The sequence below is a fragment of the Salmonella sp. NW177 genome (assembly GCF_051811585.1).
Lineage (GTDB): Bacteria > Pseudomonadota > Gammaproteobacteria > Enterobacterales > Enterobacteriaceae > Salmonella > Salmonella enterica.
In genome coordinates, this window is the sequence record NZ_JAMMZV010000001.1 from 1154938 (window position 1) to 1173899 (window position 18962).

General features: G+C 48.4%; 17 protein-coding genes and 2 pseudogenes. 15 read left to right on the forward strand and 4 right to left on the reverse strand.

Annotated features, from left to right (window positions below):
* Window positions 1-361: 361 nt before the first annotated feature.
* From envF to NA986_RS06115, 4 genes and pseudogenes are all read left to right on the forward strand, one after another.
* Window positions 362-1150 (forward strand): putative envelope lipoprotein EnvF, encoded by a 789-nt coding sequence (gene envF, locus NA986_RS06100; RefSeq protein ID WP_079940881.1) that lies wholly within the window; start codon window positions 362-364, stop codon window positions 1148-1150.
* Between the two features lie 321 nt (window positions 1151-1471).
* On the forward strand, window positions 1472-1684 hold the full coding sequence (locus NA986_RS06105) for a hypothetical protein (RefSeq protein ID WP_023135351.1): 213 nt from the start codon (window positions 1472-1474) through the stop codon (window positions 1682-1684).
* 154 nt (window positions 1685-1838) lie between these two features.
* Window positions 1839-1940, forward strand: a pseudogene (locus NA986_RS06110) (tail fiber assembly protein); the annotation flags it as partial.
* A gap of 394 nt (window positions 1941-2334) precedes the next feature.
* Window positions 2335-2517: pseudogene (locus NA986_RS06115) on the forward strand (hypothetical protein); the annotation flags it as partial.
* A gap of 285 nt (window positions 2518-2802) precedes the next feature.
* Here the strand turns inward: NA986_RS06115 and sopF are convergent.
* Window positions 2803-3927: a type III secretion system effector SopF gene (gene sopF / locus NA986_RS06120; RefSeq protein ID WP_023215764.1), complete on the reverse strand. Its 1125-nt coding sequence runs from the start codon at window positions 3925-3927 to the stop codon at window positions 2803-2805.
* A 457-nt stretch (window positions 3928-4384) separates the two neighbouring features.
* Window positions 4385-5635 (reverse strand): NADP-dependent isocitrate dehydrogenase, encoded by a 1251-nt coding sequence (gene icd, locus NA986_RS06125; protein ID WP_023182053.1) that lies wholly within the window; start codon window positions 5633-5635, stop codon window positions 4385-4387.
* A gap of 171 nt (window positions 5636-5806) precedes the next feature.
* On the opposite strand from icd, the gene rluE reads away from it, so the two are divergent.
* The 9 genes from rluE to NA986_RS06170 all read left to right on the forward strand — a co-directional run bounded on the left by rluE (window position 5807) and on the right by NA986_RS06170 (window position 13996).
* Complete coding sequence (gene rluE, locus NA986_RS06130; RefSeq protein WP_001249412.1) at window positions 5807-6472, forward strand: 23S rRNA pseudouridine(2457) synthase RluE; 666 nt, start codon at window positions 5807-5809, stop codon at window positions 6470-6472.
* Window positions 6469-6798, forward strand: coding sequence for a lysozyme inhibitor LprI family protein (locus NA986_RS06135; RefSeq protein WP_000825956.1), 330 nt, complete (start codon window positions 6469-6471; stop codon window positions 6796-6798). The genes rluE and NA986_RS06135 overlap by 4 nt, the downstream gene beginning before the upstream one ends.
* Window positions 6799-6809: 11 nt before the next feature.
* Entirely contained in the window at window positions 6810-7271 is a 462-nt protein-coding gene (locus NA986_RS06140) for an NUDIX hydrolase (protein WP_023206782.1), read from the forward strand.
* A 53-nt stretch (window positions 7272-7324) separates the two neighbouring features.
* Window positions 7325-8431, forward strand: a complete 1107-nt coding sequence (gene mnmA / locus NA986_RS06145) for a tRNA 2-thiouridine(34) synthase MnmA (RefSeq protein ID WP_000004540.1) — start codon at window positions 7325-7327, stop codon at window positions 8429-8431.
* A gap of 86 nt (window positions 8432-8517) precedes the next feature.
* Window positions 8518-9159 (forward strand): high frequency lysogenization protein HflD, encoded by a 642-nt coding sequence (hflD, locus tag NA986_RS06150; protein WP_001519653.1) that lies wholly within the window; start codon window positions 8518-8520, stop codon window positions 9157-9159.
* Between the two features lie 3 nt (window positions 9160-9162).
* A complete protein-coding gene (purB, locus tag NA986_RS06155; protein ID WP_000423766.1) occupies window positions 9163-10533 on the forward strand; it encodes an adenylosuccinate lyase in 1371 nt (456 codons plus the stop codon).
* 126 nt (window positions 10534-10659) lie between these two features.
* On the forward strand, window positions 10660-11331 hold the full coding sequence (gene phoP / locus NA986_RS06160; protein WP_001537766.1) for a two-component system response regulator PhoP: 672 nt from the start codon (window positions 10660-10662) through the stop codon (window positions 11329-11331).
* Window positions 11331-12794 (forward strand): two-component system sensor histidine kinase PhoQ, encoded by a 1464-nt coding sequence (gene phoQ / locus NA986_RS06165; RefSeq protein WP_001031685.1) that lies wholly within the window; start codon window positions 11331-11333, stop codon window positions 12792-12794. The genes phoP and phoQ overlap by 1 nt, the downstream gene beginning before the upstream one ends.
* A gap of 80 nt (window positions 12795-12874) precedes the next feature.
* Window positions 12875-13996 carry a ribosomal protein uL16 3-hydroxylase gene (locus NA986_RS06170; protein WP_070793858.1) on the forward strand — a complete coding sequence of 374 codons (1122 nt, stop codon included), beginning with the start codon at window positions 12875-12877 and terminating at the stop codon, window positions 13994-13996.
* A 39-nt stretch (window positions 13997-14035) separates the two neighbouring features.
* Here the strand turns inward: NA986_RS06170 and NA986_RS06175 are convergent, their stop codons facing one another.
* Window positions 14036-15370 carry a periplasmic protein gene (locus tag NA986_RS06175; protein ID WP_023215765.1) on the reverse strand — a complete coding sequence of 445 codons (1335 nt, stop codon included), beginning with the start codon at window positions 15368-15370 and terminating at the stop codon, window positions 14036-14038.
* A gap of 3 nt (window positions 15371-15373) precedes the next feature.
* Entirely contained in the window at window positions 15374-16603 is a 1230-nt protein-coding gene (gene pepT, locus NA986_RS06180; RefSeq protein WP_000359412.1) for a peptidase T, read from the reverse strand.
* Between the two features lie 250 nt (window positions 16604-16853).
* On the opposite strand from pepT, the gene potA reads away from it, so the two are divergent.
* Window positions 16854-17990, forward strand: a complete 1137-nt coding sequence (gene potA / locus NA986_RS06185; RefSeq protein WP_000531607.1) for a spermidine/putrescine ABC transporter ATP-binding protein PotA — start codon at window positions 16854-16856, stop codon at window positions 17988-17990.
* The gene (gene potB / locus NA986_RS06190; protein ID WP_000799391.1) at window positions 17974-18837 is read left to right on the forward strand and encodes a spermidine/putrescine ABC transporter permease PotB; all 864 of its coding nucleotides are present in this window, start codon (window positions 17974-17976) and stop codon (window positions 18835-18837) included. The genes potA and potB overlap by 17 nt, the downstream gene beginning before the upstream one ends.
* The last annotated feature ends 125 nt before the right edge of the window (window positions 18838-18962 follow it).

Consider the following 18962-nt stretch of genomic DNA (forward strand, 5'->3'; position numbering starts at 1 on the left):
CGACATTCATCGCTTCACTGGCCTGTCGGTATGAGTAGCCCTTATCAACAATCAGCTGTGCGCATTCCAGCCTGAAATCTGAAAGTACGTTTGGTTTTGTTGTTTATTAAGAGCCTATCCCATTAGACTCTTTTATTCGCCAAACTGGCTTTAACGATTACGCCTACTGGGATAGGTTCTAAACTTATCATCAATACGTAAAATACCTATTTACGAACAAAAAGTAACAGGTAAAAATCCGAAATAAAACCAGCATAACTAAAACTTACTGCAGATATGCACACGCATTATTACTATGTTTCCAGGATAGTCTCGACCAGTCAAGACTATCTATTTTATATAAAAAAGGGAAATACTTCACATGAATAAAATACATGTTACATATAAAAATCTCTTACTTCCGATTACCTTCATCGCGGCAACTCTAATTAGCGCCTGTGATAACGATAAAGATGCCATGGCGGAAGCTGAAAAAAATCAAGAGAAATACATGCAAGAAATCCAGCAAAAAGAGCACCAGCAATCAATGTTCTTTTACGACAAAGCCGAAATGCAAAAAGCTATTGCCAATATCAACGCAAAAGGTGGAGCCAATCTTGCGATTATTGAAGTCCGTTTCTTCAAGGGCGGGTATTCATTCATTCGACAGAGCGTTAACACCCCTGCTAAAGTAGAGATGTTTAAATTTAACAACGGCTACTGGGGGGGACCTTCGCCTGTCAACTTAACCATCTTTGGCACTATAACAGAGGAGCAAAAACAAGAAGCACTAAAAGAAGCTTTATTCAAATTCGACTCGATCAATTTCAGCATTATACCAGAGCGTATTAAGGAAACAATTAAACGCGCTAACGCCAGTGGCATCATTTCCGTTACGGAAGATAGCGATATCGTTGTACGAGCAGAGATAGCTCATAATGGCGAATTCGTCTATGACATTACCATTACTGCTAAAAATACAGCACGTGCGGTAATGACCTTAAATAAGGATGGTTCTATTGCCGGATATGAGACCAAAGAACCTTTCGACCCCAAAAAAGAAGCCGAAAAAGCACAGCAACTTGTTGAACAATCGAGAAAAGACATTGAAAGTCAGCGTAAAAAAGCAGCTGAAAAGATGAACGAAATACAGCAGACATTTAAAAAATAGTAGGCGATACAAACATTGATAAAAATTATAGCGCGAAAGAACGCGTGCCAGGTACTAAGGCACTGCCTGAAGACAGCGAATCGCCATTTCATTCTCTGACACTGTCATTTTTCGTACTCAAAATATTTATTTATTGAGTCTTTTTTGGATAACCAGGTGACGTTATGTGACGCCAGGAACCTGGTCCAGCGGGCGTACTTGTTGGAGCCAGTGTAAAGCCGGGCAGCGCGCAGAAACCGGAGCGTATACGTTGTACGTGAGAATTTCGAGCACTGCCCGACCTAAAAATGACGAATAAAATAGATATTTTAAAGAGGTAATATGAAGAATTTTTTCAAAATAATTACTGATTTCATCACGAATATTTCCCTTGATCTATTTGCTATATTTTTATGCATGTTATTCGTATACAAAACAGGACCATCAATTGGTGTGATATCATTTTTTATTGCATTAATTATTTATATCATTCTTCATTTTGTTTTTTACTCATTTCGTGAAAAAATCATAAAAAAATATTCAAATAAGTATTGAAAATTACTGTTTTGAGGTACAAATTCAGCGCAATAAAACAGAGCAACTCAAAAACAAAAAATTAGGCGTAGCGAAGTGGAAGAGGACTGTCATGTACTGGACCGTGAGCTGGTCGGGAGAGCAATGTACGGGAAAGAGCGCAATACTGTCATTGATGGCAACAGATGATGAGCGACGAATGGAAAAATACAGGGTGTTGGTAAACCGTGTGGACACATCAAAACCTGACTGGCCTGATGTGCCTGTAAGCCAATAATATAACGTTGTGAAAAATCAGGCTGGCGTTAATAAAACACACCAGCCTGAGGTAATATTCAGTTCAGGATGAGCTGATGAAACATAATAGCCTGATATACCCTCAGTCCTGATATGGTTGATATAGTTTTCTGTAAAAAACTAACAACCACAAATATCACACCACCCCGGTGGCGTCACCTCACCTGCTGGATAATGGTCACACCATTCTGGGCGAATAAATGCTTCGGGGCCTGACGGCCAGCCACGGGAGGCGTGTTTTGTATTATCTGGTGGGGGTTTTGAATCACTGGCAGCCATCGCCGATGCCGAAAAGGCTGTAGCCGACAACACCAGAAGCAATGGGAAAAATACACGATGTCTCATAATATCACCCGTAAATATTAAGATTATCCTTGCTGTTAACCTTCCTCATTTTCAGCATAACTCATGCTTCATCATCATTGAATAAACAATTAAGTTTGTTGAACGAAAATTTACTTAAAGAAAAAATAATAAGCCTTAATATTTTTTGCAGTATTTCAACTTATAGCAGAATAAATGTGCGTAGATGGCGTAAAAACCTGATGAGCAGGAATATCGATAGCCAGTAAATCACTCCTGTGGTAATGCTGGACAGCTGATGACTGTTAAGGTCGCTTCATCTGTAGCGCCGGTGAATTCCAGCGATTTAAGTGAAAAGTAGCCAGCAGGCGCTTCTGCTGGTCCATATTCCTCTATTTTTCAGGCCATACTGAAGTGCCACACAGGTATCTGACAGAACGGTCCTGAGATAATAAATATAAAAGCAGTTACTGCCTACCTCAAGAAGTATGTGCTCATGATCATTTAAAGCTCTTTTAAAGAGACTGATAATAAGCTTGTCAATATAATATTATGCAGTCTCTATTAAGCGCCTGGTTTATTTGTTTTGCATAATCATATAGTTGACTTTTCGAGTAAGAATTTTCTTGCAAAGACAAATAAACGTGTTTTATATCTCTGAATAAACATACATCACCATGAATATGAGCCTCTATATAATTCCCTTCATAGCCTTTACCATAATTAGAATGAGCTAAAAATTTTTCGCCCTTAGCCATTTTAACCAAACTCTTAAAGCAATTATAACCAAAAAAATCATTTTGACAGGATGCAATCAGGTTCTCCATATGGCAAAATGTAGATAATTTACTCGTATCCAGGCCAAATCTGTGGCCGTAGATATCAAAAGGTGAGAATGTACAATTTGTTTTTACATTATCATTTAATTCAAAAAATGATTTCCCATAGGCGCTGGCACCTCCATTTTCACCGTTCAGAAAGTCCAGTGCAGCATAAATTGGTCTGCTTGTAGGGCTAAAAGTTTTACTGTTGGGAGTATATGCTACGGAAAAACCGCCTGTCTGACCATATGGGGCATAAGGTGAATCTGCAAGCTTCTCCAGTTCAAATGCTTTAGTTTCAACTGAATCACGTCCGACATTATAAGCAGGTAAATCTCCTGGTCTGCAACCTAATGCATAAGAGTTCAGATATTCTTTATTTTTTAAGAGAGAGACAAAGTCAATTTTGGCTGCATTAAAATTTATTGTCAGCCGGGCATTTTGTAAAACATCCACCATCTTATTTAGCAAGAGAGCGCAATCTATTTCGGCACCGCACTCACGGCTTATCCGCCTGAGCGCTTTTTCTCTTATTATGACAGCGTCGCGCTGACACCTGGAATGAATATACGCAAGTACTTGTTTTCCAAAAAGGCGACCATACACCTTTTTACGCTCTTCATTGCTGAGACCGCAAAACACTTCGTCAAAAGAAAGCCTGTACGCTGCGCTTACAGAACCGCTCGCCGCTCTGCTTTCTGGAAATGGCGGAACATCTTCAACAACATTTTTAATTTGCTGAATATCTGAAGACAGAGAAGTACGTCCGACATTTTTTTCCTTATCTGTTTCCAGATATTCCGGAACCTTTACACTTCCACTATAGCAGATAGGCTTGAGCATATGTCTCCTGAATTTTTACGATTAATAGTATTCACTTTCGCTGACGTATTCTTTATCAGGCTGATATTTCAACACTTCTTAGCCGCCTTGTAGAAGTGCAAATAAAGCATACTAATAATTTCATAAAATGCTTAATCTACCCACTATTGCAGGCAATAAATTATCACCTTTTATTGAAATATTATCCTGATAATAAAAACAAATCTGATAAGGCACTTTCAAAAAATAGCCAAACCACACATCATAAAGAAAACCACCACAATCAAAATCGGTAACTATCAACTTTCAGCGGGGCTCAGGTTATCATGACGATCGGGGTAAAGGATGGATTACTATTGCGGTCAGAATTGAGGGAGTTTTGATAAATTTTTTTGATAAAGTTTTGATAACCGTTCGAATGCTAATAATAAAAACGGGGACGTTAAGTCCCCGTTTTTGTTTTTAACAATTATCGATATTACATATTCGCGATAATCGCGTCGCCAAACTCACTACATTTCAGCAGCTTAGCTCCTTCCATCAGGCGTTCAAAGTCATAGGTCACGGTCTTCGCGGCAATCGCGCCTTCCATACCTTTAACAATCAGATCCGCCGCTTCGAACCACTGCATGTGGCGCAGCATCATCTCCGCAGACAGAATAATGGAGCCTGGGTTGACTTTATCCTGGCCCGCATATTTCGGCGCAGTCCCGTGAGTCGCTTCAAACAACGCGCATTCGTCGCCGATATTCGCACCCGGTGCAATACCGATACCGCCAACCTGAGCCGCCAGGGCATCGGAAATATAGTCACCGTTCAGGTTCATACAGGCGATAACGTCGTATTCCGCCGGACGCAACAGGATCTGTTGCAGGAACGCATCGGCGATAACGTCTTTAATCACGATCTCTTTACCCGTGTTCGGGTTCTTAATTTTCAGCCACGGACCGCCGTCAATAAGCTCACCGCCGAACTCGTCGCGCGCCAACTGGTAGCCCCAGTCTTTAAACGCGCCTTCGGTGAACTTCATGATATTGCCTTTATGTACCAGCGTAACGGAATCGCGATCGTTGGTAATAGCGTATTCAATCGCCGCGCGAACCAGACGTTTAGTGCCTTCTTCAGAACACGGTTTGATACCGATACCGCAGTGCTCCGGGAAGCGAATTTTCTTCACGCCCATCTCTTCGCGCAGGAACTTGATCACTTTCTCAGCGTCTGCAGAGTCAGCTTTCCATTCAATTCCGGCGTAGATGTCTTCAGAGTTTTCACGGAAGATGACCATATCGGTCAGCTCCGGATGTTTCACCGGACTTGGCGTGCCCTGATAGTAACGAACGGGACGCAGACAAACGTACAGGTCAAGCTCCTGACGCAGGGCAACGTTCAGAGAGCGGATACCGCCGCCAACCGGCGTGGTCAACGGACCTTTAATCGCTACGCGGTAATCACGAATTAAATCAAGGGTTTCAGCGGGAAGCCAGACATCCTGGCCGTAAACCTGTGTGGATTTTTCTCCGGTGTAAATTTCCATCCAGGAAATTTTACGCTCGCCTTTATAGGCTTTCTCGACGGCGGCATCGACCACTTTAAGCATGGCTGGAGTGACATCAACACCGATACCATCGCCTTCAATAAACGGGATAATCGGATTCTCAGGAACGTTGAGTTTGCCGTTTTGCAGGGTGATCTTCTTACCTTCCACCGGAACAACTACTTTGCTTTCCATTCACCTCTCCTTCGAGCGCTTCTGGTTTGCTCGTCTGTCATCGCGCTGCATGTGCAATGGCATCCTGCTGCACGACTGCGTTAGAGCAATTTTTTGTTAATGTTTTGTAATGAGCATGTCAATACTACCCTATTGTTTGCCGCCATGAAAGACACTCATTATTGCGCTATAATGCGGCAATTAATAAGTTCTGAAAACACCATGCAAAAAACTTCTTTTAGAAATCACTACGTTAAGCGATTCAGCTCACGACAAGCATCTAAATCACGGAAAGAAAACCAGCCAAAACGCGTGGTTTTGTTCAATAAACCTTACGATGTGTTGCCGCAGTTCACGGATGAAGCAGGTCGCCGCACGTTAAAAGATTTTATTCCTGTGCAAGGCGTTTATGCCGCAGGCCGCCTGGACCGCGACAGCGAAGGGCTTTTGGTGCTGACTAATGACGGCGCGCTGCAGGCGCGCCTCACGCAACCGGGCAAACGCACCGGCAAGATTTACTATGTTCAGGTAGAAGGTATCCCGGATAATGCAGCGCTACAGGCGCTTCGTACTGGCGTCACGCTCAACGATGGCCCTACCCTGCCTGCCGGTATTGAGATTGTCGCGGAGCCGGACTGGCTGTGGCCGCGCACCCCGCCGATTCGCGAACGGAAGAATATTCCCACCAGTTGGCTAAAAGTCACCTTATATGAAGGCCGCAACCGCCAGGTAAGACGCATGACAGCGCATGTCGGTCATCCCACTCTACGATTAATTCGTTACAGCATGGGCGACTACACGCTCAACGGCCTCGATAATGGACAGTGGCGCGAGATCGCACAGGAGAAAGACAGATGAAACGGCTTCTCATTGCTTTTGCTTTATTAACACCGTTATCCGTTAATGCGGCCAGCTTCGACTGCCAGAAAGCGCAGGCTGCGGATGAAAAGGCTATCTGCGCGCACCTGACGCTGAATGATAAAGACGTGGAAATGCACACCAAATATCAGTTTCTGAAAGGGTTGTTCGCGATGGGCAGTCGCGGCGCCCTGCAGGACGCCCAGCAGAGCTGGCTTAAACAGCGTCAGCAGTGCAAGGCCGACGTCACCTGCCTGACAAAAGCTTATAACGAGCGTCTGAAACAGCTTGACGCGATCTATGACCACATTGATAAACCGCTTTAATAAGGATGCCTATGTTCAAGCCGCACGTGACCGTTGCCTGCATCGTACATGCCGAAGATAAATTTCTGGTGGTGGAAGAGACCATCAACGGTAAATCGTTATGGAATCAACCTGCCGGACACCTGGAGGCAGATGAAACGCTGGCGCAGGCCGCCGCGCGAGAACTGTGGGAAGAGACTGGCATCACGGCGCAACCACAGTATTTTATCCGTATGCATCAGTGGATTGCTCCGGATAAAACCCCGTTCCTGCGCTTTTTATTCGCTATCAAGCTTGATCATATTTGCGCGACCAACCCCCATGACAATGACATCGATTGCTGCCATTGGGTGAGCGCCGACGAGATTCTGAACGCGCCGAATTTACGTTCTCCGCTGGTGGCTGAAAGCATTCGCAGTTATCAAACGGGACAACGTTACCCCTTATCTATAGTGGGCGAATTTAACTGGCCGTTTACAGAGGGTGTCAAGTAAAGGGCTGCGTGATAGAATACGCCGCCTTGAAGTTCAATGTCGCGAGTATTCCAATGTCAGAAAGCCCAAAAAAAGTGATCGTCGGCATGTCCGGCGGTGTCGATTCCTCCGTTTCCGCCTGGCTGTTGCAACAACAGGGTTATCAGGTAGAAGGCCTGTTCATGAAGAACTGGGAAGAGGACGATGGTGAGGAATACTGTACCGCGGCAGCCGATCTGGCTGACGCGCAGGCCGTGTGCGACAAGCTTGGCATTGAACTGCATACCGTTAATTTTGCCGCAGAATATTGGGATAACGTCTTTGAACTGTTCCTTGAAGAGTACAAAGCGGGCCGTACGCCGAACCCGGATATTCTGTGCAATAAAGAGATCAAATTTAAAGCCTTCCTTGAATTTGCCGCAGAAGATTTAGGCGCCGACTATATCGCCACCGGTCACTACGTTCGCCGCGCGGATGTAAACGGCAAAAGCCGGTTGTTGCGCGGGCTCGACGGTAACAAAGATCAGAGCTACTTCCTCTATACGCTTGGCCATGAGCAGATTGCGCAAAGTCTGTTCCCGGTTGGCGAGCTGGAAAAACCGCAGGTGCGTAAAATCGCCGAAGATCTGGGGCTGGTAACCGCAAAGAAAAAAGATTCTACCGGTATCTGCTTTATCGGCGAGCGCAAATTCCGCGACTTTTTAGGGCGCTATCTGCCTGCGCAGCCGGGGAAAATCATTACCGTTGACGGCGATGAAATCGGCGAGCATCAGGGTCTGATGTATCATACGCTCGGTCAGCGTAAAGGGCTGGGAATCGGCGGCACCAAAGACGGTAGCGAAGACCCCTGGTATGTGGTGGATAAAGACGTTGAAAACAATGTGTTAATTGTCGCCCAGGGGCATGAGCACCCACGCCTGATGTCGGTAGGCCTCATCGCCCAGCAGCTACATTGGGTCGATCGCGAACCGTTCACCGGCACCCTGCGCTGTACGGTAAAAACCCGCTACCGCCAGACCGATATTCCGTGCACGATTAACGCGCTGGATGACGATCGTATCGAGGTCATTTTTGACGAGCCGGTTGCCGCCGTTACGCCGGGCCAGTCCGCTGTCTTTTACAGCGGCGAAGTCTGCCTGGGCGGCGGCATTATCGAGCAGCGACTGCCGCTGACGGTCTGATTATTCAATACACAACATCATTCAAGTCGCCTCAAAGCGGCTTAAAAGATGAAGTGTATTTTATTTGATACAAGGAAGCAGTGATTGTGGCAAAGAATTATTATGACATCACCCTCGCGCTGTCTGGCATTTGCCAGTCGGCACGCCTGGTGCAACAACTGGCGCACCAGGGACACTGTGATGCCGACGCGTTGCACGTTTCACTCAACAGTGTCATTGATATGAATCCCAGTTCTACTCTGGGCGTGTTCGGCGGCAGCGAAGCCAACCTGCGTCTTGGTCTGGAAACACTGCTCGGCGTGCTGAATGCCAGCAGCCGACAGGGACTTAACGCCGAACTGACGCGTTATACGCTTAGCCTGATGGTGCTGGAGCGCAAGCTGTCATCCGCCAAAGGCGCATTGAATACGTTAGGCGATCGCATTAACGGCCTGCAGCGCCAGCTTGATCATTTTGATTTACAGTCAGACACGTTAATGAGCGCCATGGCGGGCATCTACGTGGATGTGATTAGCCCATTGGGCCCGCGCATTCAGGTGACGGGCTCCCCGGCCGTTCTGCAAAGTCCGCAGGTGCAGGCCAAAGTCCGCGCCTCGCTACTGGCAGGCATCCGTGCAGCCGTGCTCTGGCATCAGGTAGGCGGTGGTCGCCTACAGCTTATGTTTTCTCGTCATCGCCTGACGACTCAGGCAAAACAAATTCTTGCTCATTTAACCCCGGAGTTATGATCTATGGAATTATCCTCACTGACCGCCGTTTCCCCTGTCGATGGACGCTACGGCGATAAAGTCAGCGCGCTGCGCGGAATTTTTAGCGAATACGGTTTGCTGAAATTTCGTGTACAAGTCGAAGTACGTTGGCTGCAGAAATTAGCCGCGCACGCAGCGATCAAGGAAGTTCCTGCTTTTGCTGCCGACGCAAACGGTTACCTGGATACGCTTGTGGCAAACTTCAATGAAGAAGATGCCGCGCGCATTAAAACCATTGAGCGTACGACTAACCATGATGTGAAGGCAGTTGAGTATTTCCTGAAAGAAAAAGTGGCTGATATCCCGGAACTGCATGCCGTTTCCGAGTTTATCCACTTCGCGTGTACGTCAGAAGACATCAACAACCTGTCTCACGCGCTGATGTTGAAAACCGCTCGCGACGAAGTAGTCCTGCCATACTGGCGTAAGCTTATCGACGCAGTGAAAGATCTGTCCGTACAGTATCGCGATATCCCTCTGCTCTCCCGCACCCACGGCCAGCCGGCAACGCCTTCCACTCTGGGTAAAGAGATGGCGAACGTGGCGTATCGTATGGAGCGTCAGTTCCGCCAGCTCAACCAGGTGGAGATCCTCGGTAAAATCAACGGCGCCGTAGGCAACTATAACGCGCATATCGCCGCCTATCCGGAAGTTGACTGGCATCAGTTCAGCGAAGAGTTCGTCACCTCGCTGGGCATCCAGTGGAACCCTTACACCACCCAGATTGAACCGCATGATTATATTGCGGAACTGTTTGACTGTATCGCGCGCTTTAACACCATCCTGATCGATTTCGATCGCGATGTCTGGGGCTATATTGCGTTGAACCATTTCAAACAGAAAACCATCGCCGGGGAGATCGGTTCTTCTACCATGCCGCATAAAGTTAACCCCATTGACTTTGAAAACTCAGAAGGCAACCTCGGTCTGTCTAATGCAGTGTTGCACCATCTGGCAAACAAACTGCCGGTTTCCCGCTGGCAGCGCGATCTGACCGACTCAACCGTCCTGCGTAACCTGGGTGTCGGCATCGGCTATGCGCTTATCGCTTATCAGTCCACCCTGAAGGGCGTCAGCAAGCTGGAAGTAAACCGCGATCATCTGCTTGACGAACTGGATCACAACTGGGAAGTATTAGCCGAACCGATCCAGACCGTCATGCGCCGCTATGGTATTGAAAAACCCTATGAAAAACTGAAAGAATTGACCCGTGGCAAGCGTGTTGATGCCGAAGGAATGAAACAGTTTATTGATAGTCTGGCCCTGCCGGAAGCAGAAAAAACGCGCCTTAAAGCCATGACGCCGGCAAATTATATCGGTCGCGCTGTGACTCTGGTCGACGAACTTAAATAATGTCTGCCTCACCCTCTTTTCTTCAGAAAGAGGGTGACTATTTGTCTGGTTTATTAACTGTTTATCCCCAAAGCACCATAATCAACGCTAGACTGTTCTTATTGTTAACACAAGGGAGAAGAGATGATGCGCGTACTGGTTGTAGAGGATAATGCATTATTACGCCACCACCTGAAGGTTCAGCTCCAGGATTCAGGTCACCAGGTCGATGCCGCAGAAGATGCCAGGGAAGCTGATTACTACCTTAATGAACACCTTCCGGATATCGCTATTGTCGATTTAGGTCTGCCGGATGAAGACGGCCTTTCCTTGATACGCCGCTGGCGCAGCAGTGATGTTTCACTGCCGGTTCTGGTGTTAACCGCGCGCGAAGGCTGGCAGGATAAAGTCGAGGTTCTCAGCTCCGGGGCCGATGACTACGTAACGAAGCCATTCCACATCGAAGAGGTAATGGCTCGTATGCAGGCGTTAATGCGCCGTAATAGCGGTCTGGCCTCCCAGGTGATCAACATCCCGCCTTTCCAGGTGGATCTCTCACGTCGGGAATTATCCGTCAATGAAGAGGTCATCAAACTCACGGCGTTCGAATACACCATTATGGAAACGCTTATCCGTAACAACGGTAAAGTGGTCAGCAAGGATTCGCTGATGCTTCAACTGTATCCGGATGCGGAACTGCGGGAAAGTCATACCATTGATGTTCTCATGGGGCGTCTGCGGAAAAAAATACAGGCCCAGTATCCGCACGATGTCATTACCACCGTACGCGGACAAGGATATCTTTTTGAATTGCGCTAATGAATAAATTTGCTCGCCATTTTCTGCCGCTGTCGCTGCGGGTTCGTTTTTTGCTGGCGACAGCCGGCGTCGTGCTGGTGCTTTCTCTGGCATATGGCATAGTGGCGCTGGTCGGCTATAGCGTAAGTTTTGATAAAACCACCTTTCGTCTGCTGCGCGGCGAAAGCAACCTGTTTTATACCCTCGCCAAATGGGAAAATAATAAAATCAGCGTTGAGCTGCCTGAAAATCTGGACATGCAAAGCCCGACCATGACGCTGATTTACGATGAAACGGGCAAATTATTATGGGCGCAGCGCAACATCCCCTGGTTGATTAAAAGCATTCAACCGGAATGGTTAAAAACGAACGGCTTCCATGAAATTGAAACCAACGTAGACGCTACCAGCACGCTGTTGAGCGAGGACCATTCCGCGCAGGAAAAACTCAAAGAAGTACGTGAAGATGACGATGATGCCGAGATGACCCACTCGGTAGCGGTAAATATTTATCCTGCCACGGCGCGGATGCCGCAGTTAACCATCGTGGTGGTCGATACCATTCCGATAGAACTAAAACGCTCCTATATGGTGTGGAGCTGGTTTGTATACGTGCTGGCCGCCAATTTACTGTTAGTCATTCCTTTACTGTGGATCGCCGCCTGGTGGAGCTTACGCCCTATCGAGGCGCTGGCGCGGGAAGTCCGCGAGCTTGAAGATCATCACCGCGAAATGCTCAATCCGGAGACGACGCGTGAGCTGACCAGCCTTGTGCGCAACCTTAATCAACTGCTCAAAAGCGAGCGTGAACGTTATAACAAATACCGCACGACCCTGACCGACCTGACGCACAGTTTAAAAACGCCGCTCGCGGTTTTGCAGAGTACGTTACGCTCTTTACGCAACGAAAAGATGAGCGTCAGCAAAGCTGAACCGGTGATGCTGGAACAGATCAGCCGGATTTCCCAGCAGATCGGCTATTATCTGCATCGCGCCAGTATGCGCGGTAGCGGCGTGTTGTTAAGCCGCGAACTGCATCCCGTCGCGCCGTTGTTAGATAACCTGATCTCCGCGCTCAATAAAGTTTATCAGCGTAAAGGGGTGAATATCAGTATGGATATTTCACCAGAGATCAGTTTTGTCGGCGAGCAAAACGACTTTGTCGAAGTAATGGGCAACGTACTGGACAACGCTTGTAAATATTGTCTGGAGTTTGTCGAAATTTCGGCTCGCCAGACCGACGATCATTTGCATATTTTCGTCGAAGATGACGGCCCAGGCATTCCCCACAGCAAACGTTCCCTGGTGTTTGATCGCGGTCAGCGCGCCGATACCCTACGACCAGGACAAGGCGTGGGGCTGGCTGTCGCGCGCGAGATTACGGAACAATACGCCGGGCAGATCATTGCCAGCGACAGTCTGCTCGGCGGCGCCCGTATGGAGGTCGTTTTTGGCCGACAGCATCCCACACAGAAAGAGGAATAAACATTTCTGTGCGTTCTTCCACGCATCTCGTTAAGCATCCGTTATAATCGGTGTCAGATACCAGCCTGCGGATACTTAACATGGAATACCAATTAACTCTTAACTGGCCCGACTTTCTTGAACGCCACTGGCAAAAACGCCCGGTGGTCTTAAAACGTGGGTTTAGCAACTTTATCGATCCGCTCTCGCCGGATGAGCTGGCGGGGCTGGCGATGGAAAGCGAAATCGACAGCCGACTCGTTAGCCATCAGGATGGCAAATGGCAGGTCAGCCATGGCCCTTTCGAAAGCTACGATCATCTGGGTGAGAGCAACTGGTCGCTGCTGGTACAGGCGGTAAACCACTGGCACGAACCCACCGCCGCCTTGATGCGCCCGTTCCGCGCTCTGCCGGACTGGCGTATCGACGATCTGATGATCTCCTTTTCCGTTCCCGGCGGCGGCGTTGGCCCGCATCTGGATCAGTATGATGTGTTTATTATCCAGGGAACCGGGCGCCGTCGCTGGCGCGTGGGCGAAAAGCTGCAAATGCGTCAGCACTGCCCACATCCCGACCTGTTACAAGTCGATCCGTTCGAGGCCATTATTGATGAAGAGCTGGAGCCGGGCGACATTCTGTATATTCCGCCAGGATTCCCGCATGAAGGCTATGCGCTGGAAAACGCCATGAACTATTCGGTCGGTTTTCGCGCGCCCAATAGCCGTGATCTGATCAGCGGTTTTGCCGATTACGTCCTGCAACGGGAGTTGGGCAATACATACTACAGCGATCCGGATATGCCGTCCCGCAAGCATCCGGCGGATATCCTGCCGCAGGAGATGGATAAACTGCGTAATATGATGCTCGATTTGATCAATCAACCCGCGCATTTCCAACAGTGGCTTGGCGAGTTTCTCTCTCAGTCACGCCACGAACTGGATATTGCGCCGCCGGAGCCGCCGTATCAGCCTGATGAAATTTACGATGCCTTAAAGCAAGGCGAGGTATTAGTACGTCTCGGCGGGCTTCGCGTATTGCGTATCGGCGATGAGGTCTATGCGAATGGCGAAAAAATAGACTCTCCGCATCGCCCCGCTCTGGAGGCGCTCGCCAGTCATATTGCACTGACCGCTGAAAACTTCGGCGATGCGCTGGAAGACCCGTCCTTCCTCGCGATGCTGGCGGCGCTGGTGAATAGCGGGTACTGGTTCTTCGAAGGATAAGAACATCGCAATGCCCGGCGACCGCCGGGCTGACGCAAACTATCCACAACGATCGCCGCCAGGTTTGGCGAAATCGTTATATTGCGGATCGCCCGGATAAAGCGAGTGGGCCATTCGATGGCGAAATGACATTTGCCGATAGCGCCGCGCCAGTACGTTATCGCCAAGACCTTCGGCAATATTAGCCAGTTGCTGTAATCGTTCATACTGCATCTTTGCTGGATAAGCTACGGCATCAAGCGTAAAGGCGCGTTCCGCAAAGTCTTTTGCTTGTTCAAGCTGTTGATTATTCTTATAAAGCAGCGAAATACCATACAACACCATGGATACGTCGGACTGCCGACGTTTATATTCTTCCAGCAATGGGAGATAGGGGGAGGTACTGTCCAGGTCGATGTTTTCGGGCAAATAAAAGCGTAATCGTGATATTACCGTCGCCATTGGCGTTAAACGGCTCTGGTAATACGCGATAAGTTTAAGGTAGAGATCTTTCGCTTCCTTATAATGATGGCCCTGTGCATAAAAGCCAGCAAGATTATTGCTGTCAACCGTCATTTCGCCGAATTCGGCGCCATAAAGCGTTTGCTTAATTTTTAGCGCCTGACTTAGCGCATTAATCGCCTCGCTAATATGTCCTGCATTATAAGCAATATCCGCTTTCTGCTGCAAAAAAGAGGCGACGCGCTCACGATTATCCCAGGTTTTATCCCGTAAAATAACGTTCAGCCACTGCCGCTCCGTTGCGTCTATCTTCGCCAAATAATAGGCTTTACGCGCACTATCACATTCGACATCCCGCTCTTCCAGCGCATCAGAATAAGCGTCGCGCATCCTGTTTAAGGTATAAACCAATGCTTCCGTCGATGCCTTTTTGTCTTTAAGACGCCACGTTAATGCCTGCTCTTGCCAGGCTATTCGCTGACGGTAATCAACCTTGATCTCGTATCGCCACTGCTCTGTAGATGAATACTCTATATGGCGATCGTCACTGTAAACATTAAAGGCCGCAAGGTGTTCAAACATATCGGCCCGATCGCCCGGATAAGTGCCCGCCGGAAATGTTTTCATGATTGCCCGCGCTCGCAGCAGCATTTGCGGCGTTAATTCAGGTTTACCCAGCCATTGATAAATATCACTTTGTAATAGCAGGCTACGAACAAGCTGTATTGAGCGTTTGCCATATTGCCGCGAGGCCAGCCTCACCGCATCATCAATAAACGTCATGCAGGTTTCATCGCCGGTCATAAAACATGCTGCAGATTGTTGCTGGCGCTGGGACCAGGAAGGCGGATATTCGGCGCTCCAGGCAGAAAAATTGATGGCGGAAAATATCCCGCCATAAATAATAAAACGCTTCACCACAATGCGTAACATTCGCTACTGGCCGCGCTTCGCCGTCAGCTCCGCGATACGTACAATCACCTGTACCGCTTTTTCCATCCCCTCCAGCGTCACAAACTCATGTTTACCATGATAGTTATATCCGCCGGTAAAGAGATTAGGACACGGCAAGCCCATAAACGACAGTTGCGCCCCGTCTGTACCGCCGCGAATCGGTTTCATCTCCGGCGTAATATGACAGTCGCGCATGGCCTGCTGGGCGATATCGAGAATATGCGGATGCTCAACCACTTTTTCGCGCATATTGTAATAACTGTCTTCAATCACCAGTTCGATATAGCAGTCCGGATGCAGCCCCTTACCGACTTTTTTGGCAATCTCCATCATTTTGCGTTTACGCGCTTCAAACTGCTTACGGTCGAAATCGCGAATGATGTAGTGCATTTCGGCCCGGTCAACGGTGCCTTTCATGCTGGCCAGATGATAAAACCCTTCGTAACCTTCAGTGGTTTCAGGCGCTTCATCCGCCGGCACTTCCGCGTGAATCCTCGCCGCCAACGACAGCGCATTGACCATCACACCTTTCGCCGTACCAGGATGCACGTTATTGCCGACGATTTTGATATTCACCGAGGCGGCATTGAAGTTTTCAAACTCCAGTTCGCCCACGCCGCCGCCGTCGACCGTATAGGCCCACTGCGCGCCAAACTCCTCAACATCGAAGTGCTTCGCGCCTTTCCCTACCTCTTCGTCAGGCGTAAACGCCACTTTAATGTCGCCGTGGGGAATAGGATTACCTTTCAGCACCGCCAGCGCGGTCATGATCTCCGCAACACCGGCTTTATCGTCCGCGCCCAGCAATGTCTTACCATCGGTAGTAATCAGCGTCTGTCCCAGTAATTGATGCAGTACCGGGAACATCACGGGTGACAACACCTCATCGCCAATCCCTAATGCTATATCGCCGCCGCGATAATTCTCGACAATCTGCGGATTAACGTTTTTACCGCTGAAATCCGGAGAGGTATCCACATGGGAGATAAAACCAATGGCGGGAATATCCCCCTCAACATTGGCCGGGAGCGTCGCCATCAACGTCCCTTTTTCACTTAATGTAATGTTAACCAGCCCCATCTCTTCGAGCTGCTGTTTGAGCAAACGTAGTAACTTCCACTGCCCCTCAGTGCTGGGAACCTGCCGAACACCCGACTTTGATTGGGTATCCAGCGATACGTAGTGTAAAAAACGCTCAAGTAGTTTATCCATGCAGTCACCCTCACTTTTCGTGACAACATTATTAATAAGCAAGAAAAGACAAATATTGCGTCAGGTCACTTTTATCCCTGCAAACAAGAATATTTCACTTTGACACGCTTTCTGACTATAAAGCTAAGTCAGTAATTCGCAACAAGGATTGGCGATCACAGTGGTTTGCCGTAGAATGACCGCCCTCATTAAGAGTGATTAAGGTGGTTAACCACAAACCCCGCAGCGGTCAGCCATCCGTTGCGTTTACATGGGACAGAGTAAGAAATTGAATAATCAACCGCGTTCGCTTTCACCGCTGGTGCTTTTGTCTGGAATTAGCAAAAGTTTCGATGGCAAAGAGGTCATTTCGCAACTGGATTTGACCATTAACAATGGCGAATTCCTCACGCTGCTTGGCCCTTCCGGCTGCGGTAAAACAACCGTTCTTCGCCTGATTGCCGGCCTGGAAACCGTTGATGCCGGGCATATCATGTTGGATAACCAGGATATCACCCACGTTCCCGCCGAAAATCGTTATGTAAATACCGTATTTCAAAGCTACGCTTTATTTCCGCATATGACGGTGTTTGAAAATGTCGCGTTTGGCTTACGAATGCAAAAAACGCCAGCCGCCGAGATAGCGCCTCGCGTGACCGATGCGCTGCGTATGGTGCAGCTTGAAGAGTTTGCACAACGTAAACCGCACCAGCTATCCGGCGGACAGCAGCAGCGTGTGGCTATCGCTCGCGCGGTGGTGAATAAACCTCGCCTGTTATTACTGGATGAATCGCTCTCCGCGCTGGACTATAAATTGCGCAAACAAATGCAGAACGAGCTTAAAGCATTACAGCGTAAACTCGGTATCACGTTTGTTTTTGTCACTCACGATCAGGAAGAAGCGCTCACCATGTCCGATCGTATCGTGGTAATGCGTAATGGCGTGATTGAGCAAGACGGCACGCCGCGTGAAATCTATGAAGAGCCAAAAAACCTGTTTGTCGCCGGTTTTATCGGCGAAATTAACCGCTTTGACGCAACCGTCATTGAACGGCTTGATGAACAGCGCGTCCGCGCCAGCGTAGAAGGTCGGGAGTGCAATATATACGTTAATTTCGCTGTCGAACCGGGCCAAAAACTGAACGTCCTGCTGCGACCGGAAGATCTACGCGTCGAAGAGATCAACGATGATAACCACATCGAAGGGCTTATCGGCTACGTGCGCGAGCGCAATTATAAAGGTATGACGCTGGAATCGGTGGTTGAACTGGAAAATGGCAAAATGGTGATGGTCAGCGAATTCTTCAACGAAGACGATCCTGACTTCGACCATTCACTTGACCAAAAAATGGCCATTAGTTGGGTAGAAAGCTGGGAGGTCGTACTGGCTGATGAAGAACACAAGTAAATTCCAGAATGTAGTGATTGTCACTATCGTCGGTTGGCTTGTGTTATTTGTTTTTCTGCCCAACCTGATGATCATTGGCACCAGCTTTCTGACCCGTGACGACGCCAGTTTCGTCAAGATGGTCTTTACGCTGGATAACTACGCACGCCTGCTCGATCCGCTCTATTTTGAAGTGCTCCTGCACTCTCTGAATATGGCGCTGATCGCCACCCTCTCCTGCCTGGTGCTGGGCTATCCTTTTGCCTGGTTCCTGGCGAAGTTACCGGAAAAGATACGTCCGTTATTGCTGTTTTTGCTGATCGTTCCTTTCTGGACCAACTCACTGATCCGCATCTATGGGCTGAAAATATTCCTGAGCACTAAAGGTTATCTCAATGAATTCCTGCTGTGGCTGGGCGTGATTGATACGCCGATTCGCATCATGTTCACCCCGAGCGCCGTTATTATCGGCCTGGTTTACATTTTGCTGCCGTTTATGGTCATGCCGCTCTACTCCAGCATTGAGAAGCTCGACAAACCGCTACTGGAGGCCGCACGCGATCTCGGCGCCAGTAAAATGCAAACGTTCATCCGCATCATTATTCCATTAACCATGCCGGGCATTGTCGCCGGTTGCCTGCTCGTGATGCTACCGGCAATGGGCCTGTTCTACGTCTCCGATTTAATGGGTGGCGCGAAAAACCTGCTGATTGGTAACGTCATTAAGGTACAGTTCCTGAATATTCGCGACTGGCCGTTTGGCGCGGCTACCAGCATTACGCTGACCATTGTGATGGGACTCATGCTGTTGATTTACTGGCGGGCTTCCCGCTTGTTGAATAAGAAGGTGAGTGATATAAGCGATTAATTGCGCAACGCTAACAAATCCACACGCATCCAGGCATGAAGTTTATTCAAGGGTAAACTTCATGCCTCCGGCATAAAAAACGCATGAAAGCAGTTGCCGCCAGTATTGCAAATCTACAACATCAT

What these genes read in the sequence shown, in the direction of transcription:
- envF (WP_079940881.1), top strand. Translation starts at nt 362, where the DNA reads ATGAATAAAATACATGTTACATATAAAAATCTCTTACTTCCGATTACC.
- NA986_RS06105 (WP_023135351.1), top strand. Translation starts at nt 1,472, where the DNA reads ATGAAGAATTTTTTCAAAATAATTACTGATTTCATCACGAATATTTCC.
- sopF (WP_023215764.1), bottom strand. Translation starts at nt 3,927, where the DNA reads ATGCTCAAGCCTATCTGCTATAGTGGAAGTGTAAAGGTTCCGGAATAT.
- icd (WP_023182053.1), bottom strand. Translation starts at nt 5,635, where the DNA reads ATGGAAAGCAAAGTAGTTGTTCCGGTGGAAGGTAAGAAGATCACCCTG.
- rluE (WP_001249412.1), top strand. Translation starts at nt 5,807, where the DNA reads ATGCGGCAATTAATAAGTTCTGAAAACACCATGCAAAAAACTTCTTTT.
- NA986_RS06135 (WP_000825956.1), top strand. Translation starts at nt 6,469, where the DNA reads ATGAAACGGCTTCTCATTGCTTTTGCTTTATTAACACCGTTATCCGTT.
- NA986_RS06140 (WP_023206782.1), top strand. Translation starts at nt 6,810, where the DNA reads ATGTTCAAGCCGCACGTGACCGTTGCCTGCATCGTACATGCCGAAGAT.
- mnmA (WP_000004540.1), top strand. Translation starts at nt 7,325, where the DNA reads ATGTCAGAAAGCCCAAAAAAAGTGATCGTCGGCATGTCCGGCGGTGTC.
- purB (WP_000423766.1), top strand. Translation starts at nt 9,163, where the DNA reads ATGGAATTATCCTCACTGACCGCCGTTTCCCCTGTCGATGGACGCTAC.
- phoP (WP_001537766.1), top strand. Translation starts at nt 10,660, where the DNA reads ATGCGCGTACTGGTTGTAGAGGATAATGCATTATTACGCCACCACCTG.
- phoQ (WP_001031685.1), top strand. Translation starts at nt 11,331, where the DNA reads ATGAATAAATTTGCTCGCCATTTTCTGCCGCTGTCGCTGCGGGTTCGT.
- NA986_RS06170 (WP_070793858.1), top strand. Translation starts at nt 12,875, where the DNA reads ATGGAATACCAATTAACTCTTAACTGGCCCGACTTTCTTGAACGCCAC.
- NA986_RS06175 (WP_023215765.1), bottom strand. Translation starts at nt 15,370, where the DNA reads ATGTTACGCATTGTGGTGAAGCGTTTTATTATTTATGGCGGGATATTT.
- pepT (WP_000359412.1), bottom strand. Translation starts at nt 16,603, where the DNA reads ATGGATAAACTACTTGAGCGTTTTTTACACTACGTATCGCTGGATACC.
- potA (WP_000531607.1), top strand. Translation starts at nt 16,854, where the DNA reads ATGGGACAGAGTAAGAAATTGAATAATCAACCGCGTTCGCTTTCACCG.
- potB (WP_000799391.1), top strand. Translation starts at nt 17,974, where the DNA reads ATGAAGAACACAAGTAAATTCCAGAATGTAGTGATTGTCACTATCGTC.